General features: G+C 63.5%; 17 protein-coding genes. 3 read left to right on the forward strand and 14 right to left on the reverse strand.

Annotated features, from left to right (window positions below; translation table 11 throughout):
* Position 1: 1 nt before the first annotated feature.
* From BXE_RS11130 to BXE_RS11155, 7 genes are all read right to left on the reverse strand, one after another.
* Entirely contained in the window at positions 2-415 is a 414-nt protein-coding gene (locus BXE_RS11130) for a hypothetical protein (protein ID WP_233518786.1), read from the reverse strand.
* Positions 412-1,065, reverse strand: a complete 654-nt coding sequence (locus BXE_RS11135) for a cytochrome c oxidase subunit 3 (RefSeq protein WP_011488398.1) — start codon at positions 1,063-1,065, stop codon at positions 412-414. Before BXE_RS11135 ends, BXE_RS11130 begins: the two co-directional genes overlap by 4 nt.
* 1 nt (position 1,066) lies before the next feature.
* Positions 1,067-3,106, reverse strand: a complete 2,040-nt coding sequence (ctaD, locus tag BXE_RS11140) for a cytochrome c oxidase subunit I (RefSeq protein WP_011488399.1) — start codon at positions 3,104-3,106, stop codon at positions 1,067-1,069.
* Between the two features lie 28 nt (positions 3,107-3,134).
* On the reverse strand, positions 3,135-4,151 hold the full coding sequence (gene coxB, locus BXE_RS11145; RefSeq protein ID WP_011488400.1) for a cytochrome c oxidase subunit II: 1,017 nt from the start codon (positions 4,149-4,151) through the stop codon (positions 3,135-3,137).
* A 249-nt stretch (positions 4,152-4,400) separates the two neighbouring features.
* On the reverse strand, positions 4,401-4,577 hold the full coding sequence (locus tag BXE_RS46500; RefSeq protein ID WP_167540873.1) for a hypothetical protein: 177 nt from the start codon (positions 4,575-4,577) through the stop codon (positions 4,401-4,403).
* Between the two features lie 311 nt (positions 4,578-4,888).
* Positions 4,889-5,530, reverse strand: coding sequence for a DUF1109 domain-containing protein (locus tag BXE_RS11150; RefSeq protein ID WP_011488402.1), 642 nt, complete (start codon positions 5,528-5,530; stop codon positions 4,889-4,891).
* Complete coding sequence (locus BXE_RS11155; RefSeq protein ID WP_011488403.1) at positions 5,527-6,099, reverse strand: sigma-70 family RNA polymerase sigma factor; 573 nt, start codon at positions 6,097-6,099, stop codon at positions 5,527-5,529. The genes BXE_RS11150 and BXE_RS11155 overlap by 4 nt, the downstream gene beginning before the upstream one ends.
* Positions 6,100-6,376: 277 nt before the next feature.
* On the opposite strand from BXE_RS11155, the gene BXE_RS11160 reads away from it, so the two are divergent.
* The 3 genes from BXE_RS11160 (at position 6,377) to BXE_RS11170 (ending at position 8,117) form a co-directional block, all read left to right on the forward strand.
* Positions 6,377-6,628 carry a pentapeptide MXKDX repeat protein gene (locus BXE_RS11160; RefSeq protein ID WP_011488404.1) on the forward strand — a complete coding sequence of 84 codons (252 nt, stop codon included), beginning with the start codon at positions 6,377-6,379 and terminating at the stop codon, positions 6,626-6,628.
* Between the two features lie 69 nt (positions 6,629-6,697).
* Positions 6,698-7,324 carry a cytochrome b/b6 domain-containing protein gene (locus BXE_RS11165; RefSeq protein WP_011488405.1) on the forward strand — a complete coding sequence of 209 codons (627 nt, stop codon included), beginning with the start codon at positions 6,698-6,700 and terminating at the stop codon, positions 7,322-7,324.
* Between the two features lie 16 nt (positions 7,325-7,340).
* Positions 7,341-8,117 carry a molybdopterin-dependent oxidoreductase gene (locus BXE_RS11170; RefSeq protein WP_011488406.1) on the forward strand — a complete coding sequence of 259 codons (777 nt, stop codon included), beginning with the start codon at positions 7,341-7,343 and terminating at the stop codon, positions 8,115-8,117.
* Positions 8,118-8,135: 18 nt separating this feature from the next.
* On the opposite strand, the gene BXE_RS11175 is transcribed toward BXE_RS11170, so the two are convergent.
* The 7 genes from BXE_RS11175 to BXE_RS11205 all read right to left on the reverse strand — a co-directional run bounded on the left by BXE_RS11175 (position 8,136) and on the right by BXE_RS11205 (position 16,259).
* Positions 8,136-9,473 carry an LLM class flavin-dependent oxidoreductase gene (locus BXE_RS11175; RefSeq protein ID WP_011488407.1) on the reverse strand — a complete coding sequence of 446 codons (1,338 nt, stop codon included), beginning with the start codon at positions 9,471-9,473 and terminating at the stop codon, positions 8,136-8,138.
* A 127-nt stretch (positions 9,474-9,600) separates the two neighbouring features.
* The gene (locus BXE_RS11180; protein WP_011488408.1) at positions 9,601-10,938 is read right to left on the reverse strand and encodes an LLM class flavin-dependent oxidoreductase; all 1,338 of its coding nucleotides are present in this window, start codon (positions 10,936-10,938) and stop codon (positions 9,601-9,603) included.
* Positions 10,939-11,160: 222 nt separating this feature from the next.
* Complete coding sequence (locus tag BXE_RS11185; protein WP_011488409.1) at positions 11,161-11,838, reverse strand: hypothetical protein; 678 nt, start codon at positions 11,836-11,838, stop codon at positions 11,161-11,163.
* Positions 11,835-13,241 carry a selenium-binding protein SBP56-related protein gene (locus tag BXE_RS11190; protein WP_011488410.1) on the reverse strand — a complete coding sequence of 469 codons (1,407 nt, stop codon included), beginning with the start codon at positions 13,239-13,241 and terminating at the stop codon, positions 11,835-11,837. The genes BXE_RS11185 and BXE_RS11190 overlap by 4 nt, the downstream gene beginning before the upstream one ends.
* 189 nt (positions 13,242-13,430) lie before the next feature.
* Positions 13,431-14,309, reverse strand: coding sequence for an ABC transporter permease (locus tag BXE_RS11195; protein ID WP_011488411.1), 879 nt, complete (start codon positions 14,307-14,309; stop codon positions 13,431-13,433).
* Positions 14,306-15,136: an ABC transporter ATP-binding protein gene (locus BXE_RS11200; protein WP_011488412.1), complete on the reverse strand. Its 831-nt coding sequence runs from the start codon at positions 15,134-15,136 to the stop codon at positions 14,306-14,308. The genes BXE_RS11195 and BXE_RS11200 overlap by 4 nt, the downstream gene beginning before the upstream one ends.
* A 70-nt stretch (positions 15,137-15,206) precedes the next feature.
* Positions 15,207-16,259 (reverse strand): ABC transporter substrate-binding protein, encoded by a 1,053-nt coding sequence (locus BXE_RS11205; RefSeq protein WP_011488413.1) that lies wholly within the window; start codon positions 16,257-16,259, stop codon positions 15,207-15,209.
* Between the last annotated feature and the right edge of the window lie 18 nt (positions 16,260-16,277).

The following is a 16,277-nucleotide window of genomic DNA, read 5'->3' on the forward strand; positions in this document are numbered from 1 at the left end:
GTCACCACCATCCGCAAGGCGACACGAGCGCCAATGCGACATCCGTCGCAATCAGCGCGAACAGGAACAACGTGCTGCACATCATCGCGATGCGGCTCAGAAACCTCTCCAGTTCGGCGCGCGAACGCCGCGCGCCGCTCAAGGCGCCCCACTCTTTCGGGCCGGTTTTCCGGAGATTGCGCCACGCGATCAGGCTACCGGCCGTACCCGCGAGCAGGCACGTTGCACTGATCGTGACGAGCGCGGCACGCAGCCACGGAACGACCGGCGCGGATAGCGGCTGGTTGAACGGATAACAGGCCTGCGCAGCCAGCGTCTCCATGCTCAGCATCTGCAGAAGCCATGCGAGCGGCGTGGCGAGCAGGCCGATCAGCAGCCAGCGCATGGCCGGGTGCGACCCGTCGGGCAGAGTCATGTCCCGGTCCATGATGCGCCCTGAAAGAGATACGGCGTCAGATACAGCGTGCTGAAAATGAACAGCCACACGACATCGACGAAATGCCAGTAGAGGCCGCCGATCGTCAACGCGGCGCAGCGTTTTTCGTCGAAGTAGCCGAGCGCGGTCCATAGCAGCAGGAATAGCAGCACGATTATCCCGACCACCACATGCGCCATGTGGAAGCCGGTGATCGTGAAATACAGCGAGCCGTAAAGATGCGTGGCCAGCCCGTAAGGGTGATCGTGCCATTCGATCATCTGAATACCGACGAACACGCAGCCCAGCACGACGCCCACCGCCAGCGACGCGACCGCCCATCGCAGCCGCCTGCGTCGCACCAGGCGCTCGCATAGCCAGACAAACACGCTGCTCGACAGCAGAATGAAGGTATTCGCAATGCCGAGGCCGAGCTTCGGCAGACCTTCCGGCGGCCAGTGCTGCGAACTTTGCGAGGCGAGATACAGGTACGAAAAGATCAGATAGCCGAACAGCGCCCCTTCGGTGACGATCAGCGTGAGACACCCCCACCAGCCGCCCGAGCGCTCGCCCGCGCTGCCAACGGGCAATTCGCGCAGCGGTTCGGCAGGCCCGGAGGGAGGCTGATTCAGATCGATCGCGTCGCTCATCTCAGCCTCTCGCGTCGTGAACCATGTCCGGCTCGCGCTGGATCAGCGCACGTTCGGGCCACAGCCAGGCCGTGATCGACACCGCGCAGCCGGCCACCATCGCGCCCGCGAAAATCCATGCGCCCAGCACGAGCCCGGTGAACACGAGGGTCGCAAACACCGCGAGCCAGAATGGCGCGTACGAATCGCCGGGCATCTTCAGAATGACATCGGGAAACGCCTCGAGTGCGGTCGTGCCGAGCGCTTCACGGCCTTGTGCCAGCAGATAGCCTTCGTCGAGTTGCGAGCGCATATGCACGGTGACGCCGGGCTCGTCGATGCGGCCTTCCCACAACGGATGACGGCTCGCGAGCGTCGGCACGACCGCGAAGTTATACGGCGGCGGTGGCGAGCTGACCGACCATTCGAGCGTGGGCGCATCCCACGGATTGTCGCCGGCGGGCTTGCCGCTTTTCAGGCTCACCAGCAGATCGGTCAGAAACATCAATACGCCCGCCGCGAACAGGAACGAGCCGAGCGACGTGACGAAATTCACCGTGTTCCAGCCCATGTCGGCGGGATAGGTGTAGATACGCCGCGGCATACCGAGCAATCCGGCAATATGCATCGGAAAGAACGCGACGTTGAAGCCCACGAACAGGACCCAGAAGGCCATCTTGCCCAGCCGCTCGCTCATCATCCTGCCGGTGAATTTGGGAAACCAGAAATAGATGCCGCCGATCACGGGAAACACGTTGATGCCCAGCAGCACGTAATGCAGATGCGCGACCACGAAGTAGGTGTCCGTGAGTTGCCAGTCGAACGGAACGGCCGCCGTCATCACGCCGGACACCCCGCCCACCACGAACAGCAGCACGAAGCCCGCGAAGAACAGGAAAGGCACGCGGAACACCGGCCTGCCCGTCCAGATCGTCGCGATCCACGCGAAGGTGGCCACCGCGCTCGGAATCGCGATCACCATGCTCGCCGCGCCGAAAAACGACAGCGCCAGCGCCGGTATGCCGGTCGCGAACATATGGTGAATCCACACGACGAAACCGATCACCATCGTCGCGACGGTCGAGAGCGCCACCGGTCCGTAGCCCACCAGCGGACGCCGGCAGAACACCGGCAGCGCGTCTGAAACGATGCCCATCGCCGGCAGCACGACCGCATAGACCCACGGGTGCGCGAAGATCCAGAACAGGTGCTGCCAGAGCAGCGGACGACCGCCGTTGAGCACGTCGAAGAAATGCGTGCCGATACGCCGGTCCATCCACAGCAGAAAGAACGCGAGACTCACGGAAGGCACCGCCAGCAGATTGCCGGCCGACGCGGTGAGCGTGCCCCACACCAGCACCGGCATCCGGTCGAGCGACATGCCCGGCGCGCGCATGCGCAACAAGGTCACCACGAAGTTCATCGAGCCGACCGTGGTCGAGATGCCGAGCAGCACCATGCCGAGCGCGTAGACATCGATATTGGGCCCGGTGCTGTATTCGAGCCCCGAGAGCGGCGCATAGTTGAACCAGCCTGCATCCGGCGCCTGTCCCGCCGGAAAGCTCGCATACAGGAAAATGCCCGCAAACAGAAAGACCCAGTACGAAAGCGCATTGAGCCGCGGAAACGCCATGTCGCGCGAACCGAGCACGAGCGGCCACAGATAGTTCGAGAACCCGGACAGCACCGGCAGCGCGTACAGGAAAATCATCGTCACGCCGTGCATCGTGAAGAGCTGGTTGTATTGCTCGGGCGTGAGCACGGTTGCGTTGGGCCGCGCGAGCTGGATGCGCATGAGCAGGGCTTCGACGCCGCCCATCAGCAGAAACACAAAGGCGGTGACCAGATAGCGCAGGCCGATGGTTTTATGATCCACCGTCGAGAGCCATCCGCGCCAGCCGGGCGGCGTTTCCCAGATTTCGCGCAGACGTTTTTCCCCGATGCTGCCCCGCGCCACCCGGCCGCGCTGCGGGATGCGCGCAAGTGGCAGGCCGCTCGGGTCGCGAGGCGAATTCCCTGGTGGTTCGTCGGGCGTTGCGGCAGTCGCGGGATGATCGGACATCGGAACGCGCTCCTCGTTTTCAACGGCGTTAATGCAAGGTCGCCAGATAGGCCGACAACGCGGCTGCGTCACCGCTCGTTAGCGCGATATCGGGCATCAGCGCGTCGGGTTTGAGACGTTGCGCGTGCTCGATCCAGTCCAGCAGATGAGACGGCGTATTGGTGAGCGTGGCCGCCGCGATCGCGCGGCGCGAGCCGAGATGCGTGAGGTCGGGCGCTTGCCGGCCATTGGCATCGGTGCCGCGAATTGTGTGGCAGCCGGCACAGCGCTCGGCGAACAGATGCCGGCCGGCCACCAGCGCAGCGTCGCCGACAGGCGCCGCCGGCTTGCCTTGCGCGGCGCGCCAGGCGTTGAAGTCCGCGACGTTTTGCGCGACCACTTCGAAAGCCATATGCGCATGCTGGGCGCCGCAAAACTGCGAGCATTGGCCGCGATAGACGCCTGCGCGATCTGCCTGAATCCACTGCTCGTTGGTTTGCCCAGGGATAGTCTGGGTCTTGCCCGCGAGCTGCGGGACCCAGAACGCGTGCACGACATCGGCGCTCTTCAGTAGCACTTTGACCGGCGTGCCGACCGGGATATGGATTTCGTTCGCGGTGCTGAAGTTACGCGCCGGGTCGGGGTCGTCGGCATAATCGACTTTCCACCACCAGTCGTAGGCCGTGACCGTGATCGTCAGTTGCGGATGCGTGACCGGCGACGCGACCGACTCGAGCGTCACCAGAATGGCGACGAGCATCGCGAGCAGCGCGAGCGACGACACGCCGGTGCCGATGTAAATCCAGCGCATCCCGCCCGCTTCGGCGCTAAAGCGCTCCGTTTGCGCCAGCGGCCGTCGGCGCGCGATTGCCGCGATCAGCAGTCCGGCAATGGTTAGCGTCACCAGAACGGAAATGGCGGCCATCACCCAGCCGAGGCGCAGGGTCGGACTGGCGGCTGGACCGGCCGCGTGAAGAAAGTAATTGAGCGGCGCCGTCGTGCCCGCATGGACCGGTGAAGACGCAACAGCCGCTAGCCGGGAGGCGCTTCGGAACCAGGCGCGCAAAATTCGCGGTTCAATCGTCTTCCTTGCGGGCACTGTTGGCTCCCGTGGAATTCCCTGCCATGCCAGCGCGACCCATGCGCTACCCATGCGCGACACCGGGTCGAGGCGGGATGAGATGAAGTTGCGATAGCAAGAAACAGACCGCATCGACGGCGACGAATCATTCCGCTTCCGACCTGCGCGCTGCTGCGCATGGTTACGGCGCTACCGCGCGAGCAACTGCCGCGCGGCGCATTTGACCTCTCGCTATCAGCCGGCTTCGCCCACCTCTTTCGGATCGGGCAGTTTTTCGCCGCTATTCGGCTTCGGAGGCGCCGGTTCATTCTTCAGCGAATCTTTCTGTTCGTCGCTCAAGCGCCGGTCCCCGGCGGTCGGGTCGGTCTCCGTCTGGCGCGGCGGCGTCGGGCGTGAAGATTCGGTAGCCATAGAAACTCCGTTCTGGTGGGTGGACTGTTGACGATCAGATGCGTAATCCTTTCCGCAGAAGCATGCGGCGTGCCGCACGTCGGCGGAGCTGCCCCGGCGCTGGCTTGTCCGATCGCCGCCCCTCGGGAGCCTCGCGGATTCGCGCGAACGTGGACAAACGCTTGAGTTCCCGCGCAAAGCGGCTGCTACGCCATTGCCGCGCGTGGATCGACTGGACGCTGCCGGCGCACCGGACGCGTATCAGAAGTTCGCCTGTTGAGTCAGTCGTGCAGATTTCGTGTGCGACTTCGCAGGCTCAGCCGGCACGGCAATCACCAGCGCAACAGCCGCGGACCCAGCAGCGCGCCGGCGATCGCCGGCAACAGCATGCCCAGCACGTACCACACCCCCCAGAACGGAATCCCCATCTCCGGACAATGCAGGCAATACGCCAGCGTCGCGGTCGAGCCGGCCAGCAGGCCGCCCACAGCGCCTGTCAACGCGAGCCGGGTCGGCGCCAGTCCTTTGAGTGCCCAGAACGCGGCGATAAACCCGGGAACCGACAGCATCGCGATATTGAACGGACAGACCCGCCAGGTTTTGCCGAGCACGAGCGCGAGTCTTGCGTCGCCCGGTGCGGCCATCAGCACGTACGCACCGGCGAGCCACACCGCCGCGACGGGCGCCGCGATCAGCCAGCCGCTGCCACCCGTGCGCACGCCGGGACGCGCGAGCCGCGTCGACATCCACAGCGCGCCGATCATCACACATAACGGCAGCGCGATCTTGGCCCAGAAGATCGGCGTGAGCGCCACTTCGGCGAGATCGCGGCGGATGCCGAGCACCGTCGCCATGATCAGCGTCGCGCCGGCCGCGCCGGCCAGCACCGCGACGCCAAAGCGTTTCGTGAGCGCGTAACGGTCCACCGGCGCGACGCCGGTAGCGAGCAGGGAAATAAAGTCATCCGTTTTCATCGCGTTCCTCGAATCCTTGCAGCCAATGCCTTCAGTCCACGATGCACGCCAATCTTCACCGCGGATTCCGACAAGCCGGTCAATTTCGCGGTCTCCGTCACGGAAAGCCCTTCGAGCTTCACGTGCACGATCGGCAGACGCTGGCGATCCGGCAACTGTTCGAGCAGTTTTCCCACATCGCGCTTTGCTTGCGCCGGTTCGAGATCGGGTGCGGCGAGCAATTCGAACGCATCGTCAAGCGGATCGTTCAGCGCGTCATGCCGGGCGCGCGCCCGAAAGTAATCTGTCAGCTTGTAGCGCGCGATGGCATGAATCCATGCAGTCAGCGGTTCCTGCGAGCGGTAGGTATGCCGTGCGTTATGCACTGCAAGCAATATTTCCTGCATGAGATCTTCGGCGTCGGACGCGCCGTCGTGAAGCCGCCTTCGCAGGAAGCCGCGCAGGTGCGCGCCCAGTTCCGCGAGGAATTGCCGGTACGCGGCGCTGTCGCCGTCCAGTCCGCTCAGGAACAGGGCTCGCAGATGCGCCTCTTTCGCCTGCGCTGCGGTGATATCGGTAGTTCGATTCATCTGGGACGTCGGTTACAGGAAACAGGAGTTTATTCCATCGCCCCCCGCATTGGCGCGCGCGACCACGCTGCCCGTCCCTCTTTTTCCGTTCCGGAAAAAAATTCACGTCCGCTGTAACCGCGCCGGCATTCGTGGCGAATTACCTCACAGATGCGGGATGACGACGCATCGGTAGTTGCCGGGGTAGTTGCCGGAAAGCAGATTCACCTCACAAACACATGGACCCGATACGCCGCTTCGGCCACACGGTCCGATCAACAACATTCAAGGAGTTGTCATGAAAAGCATTGCAATCGCAGCATTCGCCGCAGCGTTGCTCGTCAGCGGCGGTTCGGCGTTCGCCCAGGCGAGCGGCGCCATGTCCCACGATTCGATGTCGAAAGACGCGATGAGCAAGGACTCGATGGCCAAGGATTCCATGTCCAAAGATTCGATGGCCAAGGACTCCATGTCCAAAGATTCGATGAGCAAGGACGGCAGCAAGATGAAACCCGACGCGATGAAAAAAGGCGACGCGATGAGCAAGTAAGTACCCGAGGTGCATTCCCGGCCCGCAGGCCGCGAATGCACCTGCGGATTCCACTACCGGAGGTTCACCATGAACGCGATCCCCCAACCCGGCGCATCGCAAGACAGGTCGCGCACGATTCAACCCGCGTGGGTACGTATCGCGCACTGGCTCAACGCGCTCGCTGCGGTGCTGATGATGCTCTCGGGCTGGCGAATCTACGACGCGTCGCCGGTATTCGCGGGTTTCAGGATTCCCACCGGCATCACGCTCGGCGGCTGGCTCGGCGGTGCGTTGCAGTGGCACTTCGCGGCGATGTGGCTGCTGTTTTTCAACGCCCTCTTCTATCTGGCGATGAACCTCGTCACCGGACGGCTCAGGTCGAAGTTCTTCCCGCTGTCGCCGCGCGCGATCCTGCACGACCTCGGCGAGGCGCTGAAAGGCCATCTGTCGCACGCGGACCCGAGCCGCTACAACGCGGTGCAGAAGTTCGCGTATCTGTTCGTGATGCTCGACATCGCCATCCTGATCCTGTCGGGGCTCGCGATCTGGAAATCGGTGCAGTTTCCGTTGCTGCGCGACCTGATGGGCGGATACGACAATGCGCGCGTCGTTCACTTCTGCGCAATGGCCTTGCTGGCCGGCTTTATCGTCGTCCATCTGACGATGGTGGCGCTTGTGCCGCGTTCGTTGCTCACCATGATTCGCGGCCGCTAACCGGGGGAGTAAAACCATGAAGCCATTCAAACCTTCGTCGCCGGGCGTGGATCGGGCGTCGCTCGCTATCGACGTGCGACGTGAACTCGATATGCCGTCACGCAGGCTGTTCGGCAAGCGCATCATCACGCTCGGTGGCCTTGCCATGCTGACCGGATGCAGCCTGTCGGACGACAAATCGGTCGAAACGTTCTTATCGCGCGTGTCGAAAATCAACGACAGCGTGCAGGGCTGGCTGTTCGATCCGAATCGTCTCGCGCCGACCTACACGGAAGCACAGATCACGCGTCCGTTCCCGTTCAACGCGTTCTACGGCATCGACGATGTCCCGCACGTGGACGGCAGCGACTTCCGGTTGAAAGTCAGCGGCCTCGTGCAGGAAAAGAAGACATGGACCCTCGACGATCTGTACGCGTTGCCGAAAGCCGAACAGATTACGCGGCATATCTGCGTAGAAGGATGGAGCGCGATCGGCCGCTGGGGCGGCACGCCGTTTGCCGAATTCCTGAAACGCGTGGGTGCTGATACGTCGGCGAAATACGTCGGCTTCAAATGCGCCGACGACTATTACGAAAGCATCGATATGCCGACGGCGCTGCACCCGCAGACACTGCTGACCTTCACCTACGACGGCCAGCAATTGCCGGCAAAATACGGCTATCCGATGAAGCTCAGGATGCCTACCAAACTCGGCTACAAGAACCCCAAGCACATCATGGAAATCTTCGTGACCAATGCGTTTCCAGGCGGCTACTGGGTCGACCAGGGCTACAACTGGTTCGGCGGTTCGTGAGCGGCGGGCCGGATACGATTACGTTCGAGCACCGGAACCCGGAAAGAACCGGTTCTCAGGCCGCGGCAGTCCCAGATTTTCTCGCAGCGTGGCCCCTTCGTATTCGCGCCGGAACAGCCCTCGCCTCTGCAACTCAGGAATCACCTTGTCGACGAAGTCGTCGAGCCCGCCCGGCAGATACGGAAACATCACATTGAATCCATCGGAGCCCTCTTCCACCAGCCACTGCTCCATCTGATCGGCGATCATCGCGGGCGTGCCGACCATCTCCAGTCCCGCGTAGCCGCCAATGCGCTGGGCCAGTTGACGAATCGTCAGCCGGTCGCGCTCCGCCCATTCGAGCACACGCTGGCGTGACGTACGGCTCGCGTTGGTTTCAGGAATGTCGGGCAGCGGGCCGTCAGGATCGAAGCCGGACACGTCGTGCCCCAATGCAATCGACAATGAAGCGATACCGCTCTCGTAATGAACGAACGTGTCGAGCCGCGCTCGCGTTTCGAGCGCCCGCTCCAGCGTATCGCCCACCACCACAAAAGCGGCCGGCAGGATCTTCATGTGATCGCGTGAGCGCCCCAGTTTCTCCATGCGGCCTTTGACATCGGCATAGAAGCGCTTGCCGTCCGCCAGTTGGGTTTGCGCGGTGAACACCACCTCGGCGGTTTCGGCGGCGATCTGCCGCCCGGCTTCCGACGATCCCGCCTGCACGATGACCGGCCAACCCTGAACCGGGCGCGCGATATTCAACGGCCCGCGTACCGAGAAGTTCTCGCTTTTGTAGTTGAGCACATGCAGTTTCCGCGGATCGAAGAATGTGCCGGTTGCCGTATCGCGGATAAAGGCGTCGTCGGCCCAACTGTCCCACAGTCCGGTGACCACATCGAAGAATTCGCGGGCGCGACGGTAGCGTTCGTCGTGCTCGACATGTTCGTCGAGGCCGAAATTGAGCGCTGCGTCCGGGTTCGACGTGGTCACGAGATTCCATCCCGCGCGGCCGCCGCTGATATGGTCGAGCGAGGCGAAACGCCTTGCCACATGATAAGGCGCGTCGAACGTCGTCGACGCGGTGGCAATGAGCCCCAGCCGCTCGGTGACTGCCGCGAGCGCGGGCAGCAGCGTGAGCGGCTCGAACGACGTGACCGTGTGGCTGTGCTTGAGCGCCTCGAGCGGCATGTTGAGCACCGCGAGGTGGTCGGCCATGAAGAACGCGTCGAAGCGCCCGCGCTCCAGCGTCTGCGCGAAACGCTTCAGATGCCCGAAATTGAAGTTGGCGTCGGGATAGGCGCCGGGATAGCGCCATGCGCCGGTGTGAATGGTAGTCGGGCGCATGAATGCGCCGAGGCGAAGCTGACGTGACATTAAACGATCTCCGTCCCGAACTGGGTCGAGCCAGTTTAATCCGGCTTCGGCGCGGCTGCTTGCAAGTCCTCGGCGCGGGTATGGTTGGCGCTGTGGTCGCCGCTGCGGTCGCCGCTATACCGCGCCGCTATCCGGCGCGGTGCGCCGGCCGCCGCAAGCCGAGATTGTCGCGCAGCGTGCGGCCTTCGTAGTCCTCGCGGAACAGGCCGCGTCGGCGCAATTCGGGCAGCACCAGTTCGACGAAATCGGTCAAGCCGGTGGGCAGCAATGGCGGCATCACGTTGAAACCATCGGCACCGTAATTCACGAAGCGTTCTTCCAGTTGATCGACGATCTGCGCCGGCGTGCCGACGAGTTGCCAATGACCACGCGCTCCCGCCACCCGCAAATAGAGCTGGCGGATCGTCAGATTCTCGCGGCGGGCCAACTCGATCGTCAGCACTTGCCGGCTCTTGCTCGCATTCGTTTCGGGCAGATCCGGAATTGGCCCGTCGAGCGGATAGCCGGACAGATCGAAGCCGCCGGTCAGTCCGGAGACGAGCGCGAGCCCGACCTTCGGATCCACGAGCGACTGCAAGTGCTCGAACTTCTCCTTCGCTTCGTCCTCGGTGCGGCCCACGATCGGGAACACGCCGGGCATGATCTTCAGGTCGTCCGGACGGCGGCCATAGGCCTCCAGTCGGCCCTTCACATCGGCATAAAAATCGACGGCGTCCTGCAACGTCTGCTGCGCCGTGAAAATCACCTCGGCGGTCTTCGCGGCCAGATCCCGGCCGGCTTCGGACGACCCTGCCTGCACGACGACCGGATGCCCTTGAGGAGAACGGGCGACATTGAGCGGTCCCTTGACCTGGAAGAAACGTCCCTTGTGATCCAGCACATGGCGTTTGGCCGGGTCGAAGAAACGGCCTTCTGCCTTGTCGCGAACAAAGGCGTCGTCTTCCCAGCTGTCCCATAGCCCCGCTGTGACTTCAGCGAATTCGGCGGCACGCTCGTAGCGCTCGGCATGGTCGAAATGCCTGTCACGATTGAAGTTCTTCGCCTCATGCTCGCTTGACGAGGTGACCAGATTCCAGCCCGCGCGTCCCCCGCTAATGTGATCGAGCGACGCGAACTTGCGCGCGATGTGATACGGCTCGTTGAAACTCGTCGAGGCCGTGCCGACCAGGCCGATGCGTTCCGTCACGGCGGCCAGCGCCGATAGCAAGGTGATCGGTTCGAACTGGGCCACATAGCTGTGCGCCGTGCGGCTGAGAAAATCGACGTTATCGCCGCGCGTGCCCACGCCGTCGGCGAGAAAGACCAGATCGAACTTTGCGGCTTCCGCCGCTTGCGCGAGCTGGACGTAGTGACGGAAATCGACACCGGCGTCCGCCCGCGCCTCGGGATGCCGCCACGCCGCAATGTGATGCCCGGAAGGGTAAAGGAAAGCGCCGAGGCGCAAGTGCCCGCTACGTCTGCTCATGGAAGTCCGCGAATCAGGAATGGATGGGGACGCGCCGCGCCTGCCCGGCTGAATGCGCGCGGGCACCGTGTGGGTTCGCCAGAGCACACCGCGGCATGCGGCCGGCGCTCACAGGCGAAGGCGTGCGACCTGTCTGATTCTCGTTGTGTTCGCCGCCTTGCGCCACGAACAAATCGGCAGATCCATATTCGCCAACGCACTAACGAAAGCCGGCGTCCTTCGTCACCCCTCGCCCGCCACGAGGGCATTGATCGCCAGCGAAAGCACGCCGACCAGCACGAGACTCACCGCCCAGACAGTATCCAGATTGAACCAGCTCCGCGCCACGAATCTGAGCCCCAGGTAGCGGTAGACCAACCAGGCCAGCAGCCCGCCCACCACCATCATGGCGCACGCATGCACTCCCGAGACCAGCAGCGCCATGCCGAGATTGGCTTCGATCAGCGTTTGTGCGGCCCGGTGGCCTTGATCGTCGTAGGCGCGGCAGAGGCCGAGATAGATCGGCACGAGCATCAGTCCGGCGCCGTGCGCGAGCGCAATGGTGAAGGACCAGAGCGTGAGCCGCGAGGGCGGAATCCGCGTGAGGATGCGCGGATGGCGTCTGCGGATCAGCAGGAATACGCCGAAGCCGATCACGAGCACGCTGGCGCCGATCTGGATCTGGCGCTGCCAGGCGAGCAGCACGGTGAGCATGGCGAACGGCAGCATCACCAGCAGCACCGCCAGCATGTGCCCCAACGCGAGATAGACGAGCGCGCTGAACAGCGCCCGCGCCCGTCTTTCCATCAACCCGCCCGACACCGCGAGCGGCCACCCCATTGCCGGGTTGATGCCGTGATAAAGGCCGCTCGCGAGAATGGCCAGCCACAGGCCGGTCTGCGACCAGCCTGCCCCGATCAAACGCCCACCGACGGATAACAGAACGAATCGGTCGAGCAGTCCCCTCCTTCGAGCCGGATCTGATGCGCGCGATATCCGTCGGGAAAGTCCACCCAGTAGTCGTCGGTCAGCGTGAGGCCGCCGCCGGGCTCGGCCCGCGCCATGACCTGGGCCGCGGGTACGCCGCCCGGGTAGAACTGGTTGTCCCAGGTCGAATAGAGCGAGTTGGTCCAGTAGACACGCTTGCCGTCGCGGCTGATCTCGACCATCTGCGGGCCGCCCGCGAAGGTCTTGCCGTTCGGATGCGGCGTACGCCGCGCAATCCCGCCGATGTGAACCGATCCCGTGAGCTTCGGCTTGCGGGGTTCGGTCACGTCGTACTGACGCATTTCGCCGGTGCCCCAACAGGCGACGTAGAGGAATTTATCGTCGATGGAGAGATCGATATCGGTGACGAGCGGCGGCACCGCGCCGAAACCCTGAAGCAGAGGCGGCAGCAATTCCGTGGCCGCGGGCTCGGGCGGAATGGTCACCGTCTTCTCGATGTGGAACTCGCCGCCCTCGCGCCACCATGTCCAGATCGAGCCTTCCAGATTCGTCGTATCGACCACCACGCCGATAAAGCCGTATTCCCGGCTGGGATCGTGTGCGGGCCGCACTTCGAGCGCCATCTGGTGGTTCGCGCCGAGATCGATTGTCTGCACGTTGCGCCTGCCGCTCAGATCCCAGAAGTGGATGCGGTGCCCGTATTTGTTCGCCAGCAGATCCTCGGCGACGATCCCGTTCTCGAACTGCGGCGGCAACGCCCATTCGCTCGACACCATATAGTCGCGCGGCAGGTTCCACCAGAAATCGTAGTGCTTCTCCTGCAAGCCGCGATCGATCTCCCAGCGGCCGAGCACCTCGAACGTTTCGCAGTCCATGATGAAAATGCCGGGCGGCCCGTCGGTGCCGTCTTTGCCTGCGCCGCCGAGCGTGCTGATATAAATCCCTTCGGGTCCGCAATGCACGGTGTGCGGGCGCGAGTAGCCCGTCTTGCTGAAGATTTCCTCGGGCTCGATGATCTTGTGAATGCGCGCCTGGGTGGGATGCGGATGCGTGTCCACAATGTAGATGCGCGAAGAACGCATGCCCGGAACGATCAGGTAGCGCCGTTCGAGGAAAGCGTGGCCGGTCAGCGGCGACAGCGAGGACGAGCAGGCATTCCAGCCGAAATGATGGAATTCGTCGCCCTTGTACGGCACCGGCACGGTGTGAACCACCTGGCTGTAGGTCGGCGAACCGGGTTTCACGTCGATGACGGCAAGCGCGTCCGGCTGCGAAAAATCGGGGCTGAGAAGTACCGTATAGGCGTACTCTTCCGCCGGCGCATCCATCGCGAGTTTCGGTGATGCATGGAACGTAGGATCCGGACGCATACCCATGACGGCAGTCTCCTTGTCTGTGGGGTTCGGGGCCGTGGCGCAGTTCCAGATTTGTAGTCCACGGCGGCGGTGAGAGCAACCGGGAGTTTCGCCCGTTTTTGTGCACTGCGCCTTTGTCGTACCCGGGCGCCCTCTCACCATATCGTAGTCGCCAACACCGGATAGCGCTACCGGATCGTCGCGCAGCCGTCAGTGCTGCACGCCCCAGCGCCGCACGGTCACGCGCTCCAGCGTATCGAACACCAGATGCTCGATCAGCAAGCCGATCACGATCACCGCGGCAAGGCCCGCGAAAACACGATCCGTGTACAGTTCGTTGCGGTTCTGGAAGATGTACCAGCCAAGGCCGCCGCTGCCTGAACTCGCGCCGAACACGAGTTCGGCCGCGATCAGCGTGCGCCAGGCAAATGCCCAGCCCACCCGCAAGCCCGCCAGAATCGCCGGCAATGCCGCCGGCACCAGAATCAGCAGCACATGGCGGATGCCGGTGAGCCCGTAGTTGCGGCCGGTCATGCGCAACGTCGCCGGCACCGATTGAAAACCGGAGTAAGTGTTCAGCGCGAGCGGCCAGAGTACCGAATGGACCAGCACGAACAGCAGGCTGCCAGTGCCGAGACCAAACCAGAGCAGCGCGAGCGGCAACAGCGCGATGGACGGCAACGGGTTGAACATCGCCGTCAGCATCGACAGGACATCGCGGCCGAGGCGCGTCGACACGGCAAGCGACGTCAGCACGAACGCGAGCGCGGCGCCGAGCAGATAGCCGCGCAGCAGCACGGACATCGACACGGCCGTTTTTTGCAGCAGCTCACCCGACCACACGCCTTGCACGAACGCGCTGAACGTCGCGCCGAAGGTGGGCAGCAGCAGATCGTTGTCGATCGCACGCGCGGCGATTTCCCAGATGCCGATCAACACCAGTGCGATCAGCGTCTTGCGCACCCAGCCTTGCGCGAAAATCCGCTTGCCGAGCGGCAGCGGGGCTTCGAGAACGAGTTCGCCGAGCGGTTCGAGCGGACGCTCGTATTCTTCGCGAACCGGCGGCAGCAAGGTGCCGGGAGAGCTCATTGCGCGGCCTCCGTCTCTTCAAACAGCAGGTGATGAATACGCGCGACGCTGCGCTGGAAATCGGTGCGCCCGAAGCTGTCCTGAGAGTACTGATGGCTGTTGAGCTCCGCGCGCACTCGACCCGGATGCGGCGACAGCAACAGAATACGGTTGCCGACCACGAGCGCCTCTTCAATGGAATGCGTGACGAACAGCAGCGTGAAGTTCACCTCTTCCCACAAGCGCAAAAGCTCTTCCTGCATCTTGCGGCGCGTGAGCGCATCGAGCGCGGCGAAGGGTTCGTCCATCAGCAGCACGCGCGGCTGCATCGCCAGCGCGCGGGCAATCGCGACACGCTGTTTCATGCCGCCCGACAACGTATGCGGATAGGCGTTGGCGAACGACGCAAGCCCCACCTTCTCCAGATAATGCAGCGCCCGCTCTTTGGCCTGCGCGCGCGAAAGCTTCTTCGCGACACGCAGCGGAAAGGCGACGTTCTGCAAAACCGTCATCCACGGCGGCAACTGATCGAATTCCTGGAACACCACGATACGATCGGCGCCCGGGCCTCGCACCATCCGGCCGTCGAGCGAGATGCTGCCGGAGGTCGGCTGGATAAAGCCGGCCACGGCCTTGAGCAGGGTCGACTTGCCGCAGCCCGAGGGCCCCAGCAGCACGAAACGGTCGCCGCCGTAGACGTCGAAACTCACGTCATGGGTCGCGCGAACGATCCGCTCGCGAATGCGGTATTCGAGGTTGACGTGGTCGACGGTGAGCAGTTTTCCGCTGGTCGCCGCAGCGGCTTGATTACCGTGATTCGGAAACAGCGAGTCAGGATTGGCCACCATCAGATCGCTCCCTGTGAACCGACCACTCGGGCCGGCAGATATCCGGCAAAGCGCGGGTACACGTTCACGGTCAGCTTCCCGCCGCGGTTGCCGGGTCGTCGAAGAAATAATCCTTCCAGGACTGCGGGTCGTTCCTGATCACACCCACGCGATGCATGAACTGCGCAAGTCCGAACGTGTTTTGCGGTGCGACCTTGAACTGCACTTGCGGATCCTTGATGACCTTCAGCAACAGGTTGCGGTCGATCTTCGACTGATTGGTGCGGATGTAGATATCGGCCGCGGCGTCGGGATTCGCCGTGATGAAGCGCGCCGCGTCCGCCAGCGCATCGACGAATGCGCGGTACGTCCTGGGATTGTTGTCGCGGAATTTCTCCGTCGCGTATAGCACGGTTGCCGAGCTGGGCCCGCCGAGCACGTCGTATGAATTCAGCACGATGTGCGCCTTCGGATTGCCGGCGAGTTCCTGCTCCTGAAACGGCGGATTGCCGAAGTGCCCGGTAATTTCCGTGCCGCCCGCAATGATCGCCGCGGCCGCGTCGGGATGCGGCAACGCCTGCGTGAACTTGTCGAGGCGGTTGTAATCCTTGTCGCCCCAGCGTTTCGCCGCCGCGTATTGCAGCACGCGCGATTGCACCGACACATTGACGGCCGGCACCGCAATGCGGTCCTTTTCGGTGAAGTCGGCAATCGTCCTGACGTTAGGATTGTTGCTGACGAGGTAATACGGCAGATTGCCGAGCGACGCCACGCCTTTCACGTTCTGCTTGCCGCGCGTGCGGTCCCAGATGGTCAGCAACGGGCCGACGCCCGCGCCGGCGATATCCACCGCGCCGGAGAGCAGCGCGTCGTTGACGGCGGCGCCGCCGGAGAGCTTCACCCAGTCGACCTTGATGTCGATGCCCTGCTTGCGCCCTTCCTTTTCGACGAACTGCTGGTCACGCGCCACGTTCAGCAGCAGGTAGACCACACCGAACTGTTCGGCCACGCGGATCTGCCCTTCGGCATGCGCGGGCACGGCAGCGCCGAGGCCGGCCACGCCCGTCGACAGGGTCAGCAGCGCCGCGGTGAGACAGCGAGCAAAAGACGACCGCGCAGCGGTCGGGCGAAACAGGGCGAGCATCGGAACTCCGGTCAGCGT

The organism is Paraburkholderia xenovorans LB400 (assembly GCF_000013645.1).
Classification (GTDB): domain Bacteria; phylum Pseudomonadota; class Gammaproteobacteria; order Burkholderiales; family Burkholderiaceae; genus Paraburkholderia; species Paraburkholderia xenovorans.

Coding starts and splice junctions, on each gene's coding strand:
- BXE_RS11165 (WP_011488405.1), top strand. CDS start 6,698: ATGAACGCGATCCCCCAACCCGGCGCATCGCAAGACAGGTCGCGCACG.
- BXE_RS11200 (WP_011488412.1), bottom strand. CDS start 15,136: ATGGTGGCCAATCCTGACTCGCTGTTTCCGAATCACGGTAATCAAGCC.
- BXE_RS46500 (WP_167540873.1), bottom strand. CDS start 4,577: ATGGCTACCGAATCTTCACGCCCGACGCCGCCGCGCCAGACGGAGACC.
- BXE_RS11180 (WP_011488408.1), bottom strand. CDS start 10,938: ATGAGCAGACGTAGCGGGCACTTGCGCCTCGGCGCTTTCCTTTACCCT.
- BXE_RS11160 (WP_011488404.1), top strand. CDS start 6,377: ATGAAAAGCATTGCAATCGCAGCATTCGCCGCAGCGTTGCTCGTCAGC.
- BXE_RS11150 (WP_011488402.1), bottom strand. CDS start 5,530: ATGAAAACGGATGACTTTATTTCCCTGCTCGCTACCGGCGTCGCGCCG.
- BXE_RS11205 (WP_011488413.1), bottom strand. CDS start 16,259: ATGCTCGCCCTGTTTCGCCCGACCGCTGCGCGGTCGTCTTTTGCTCGC.
- BXE_RS11195 (WP_011488411.1), bottom strand. CDS start 14,309: ATGAGCTCTCCCGGCACCTTGCTGCCGCCGGTTCGCGAAGAATACGAG.
- BXE_RS11130 (WP_233518786.1), bottom strand. CDS start 415: ATGACTCTGCCCGACGGGTCGCACCCGGCCATGCGCTGGCTGCTGATC.
- BXE_RS11170 (WP_011488406.1), top strand. CDS start 7,341: ATGAAGCCATTCAAACCTTCGTCGCCGGGCGTGGATCGGGCGTCGCTC.
- BXE_RS11175 (WP_011488407.1), bottom strand. CDS start 9,473: ATGTCACGTCAGCTTCGCCTCGGCGCATTCATGCGCCCGACTACCATT.
- BXE_RS11190 (WP_011488410.1), bottom strand. CDS start 13,241: ATGGGTATGCGTCCGGATCCTACGTTCCATGCATCACCGAAACTCGCG.
- BXE_RS11155 (WP_011488403.1), bottom strand. CDS start 6,099: ATGAATCGAACTACCGATATCACCGCAGCGCAGGCGAAAGAGGCGCAT.
- BXE_RS11135 (WP_011488398.1), bottom strand. CDS start 1,065: ATGAGCGACGCGATCGATCTGAATCAGCCTCCCTCCGGGCCTGCCGAA.
- ctaD (WP_011488399.1), bottom strand. CDS start 3,106: ATGTCCGATCATCCCGCGACTGCCGCAACGCCCGACGAACCACCAGGG.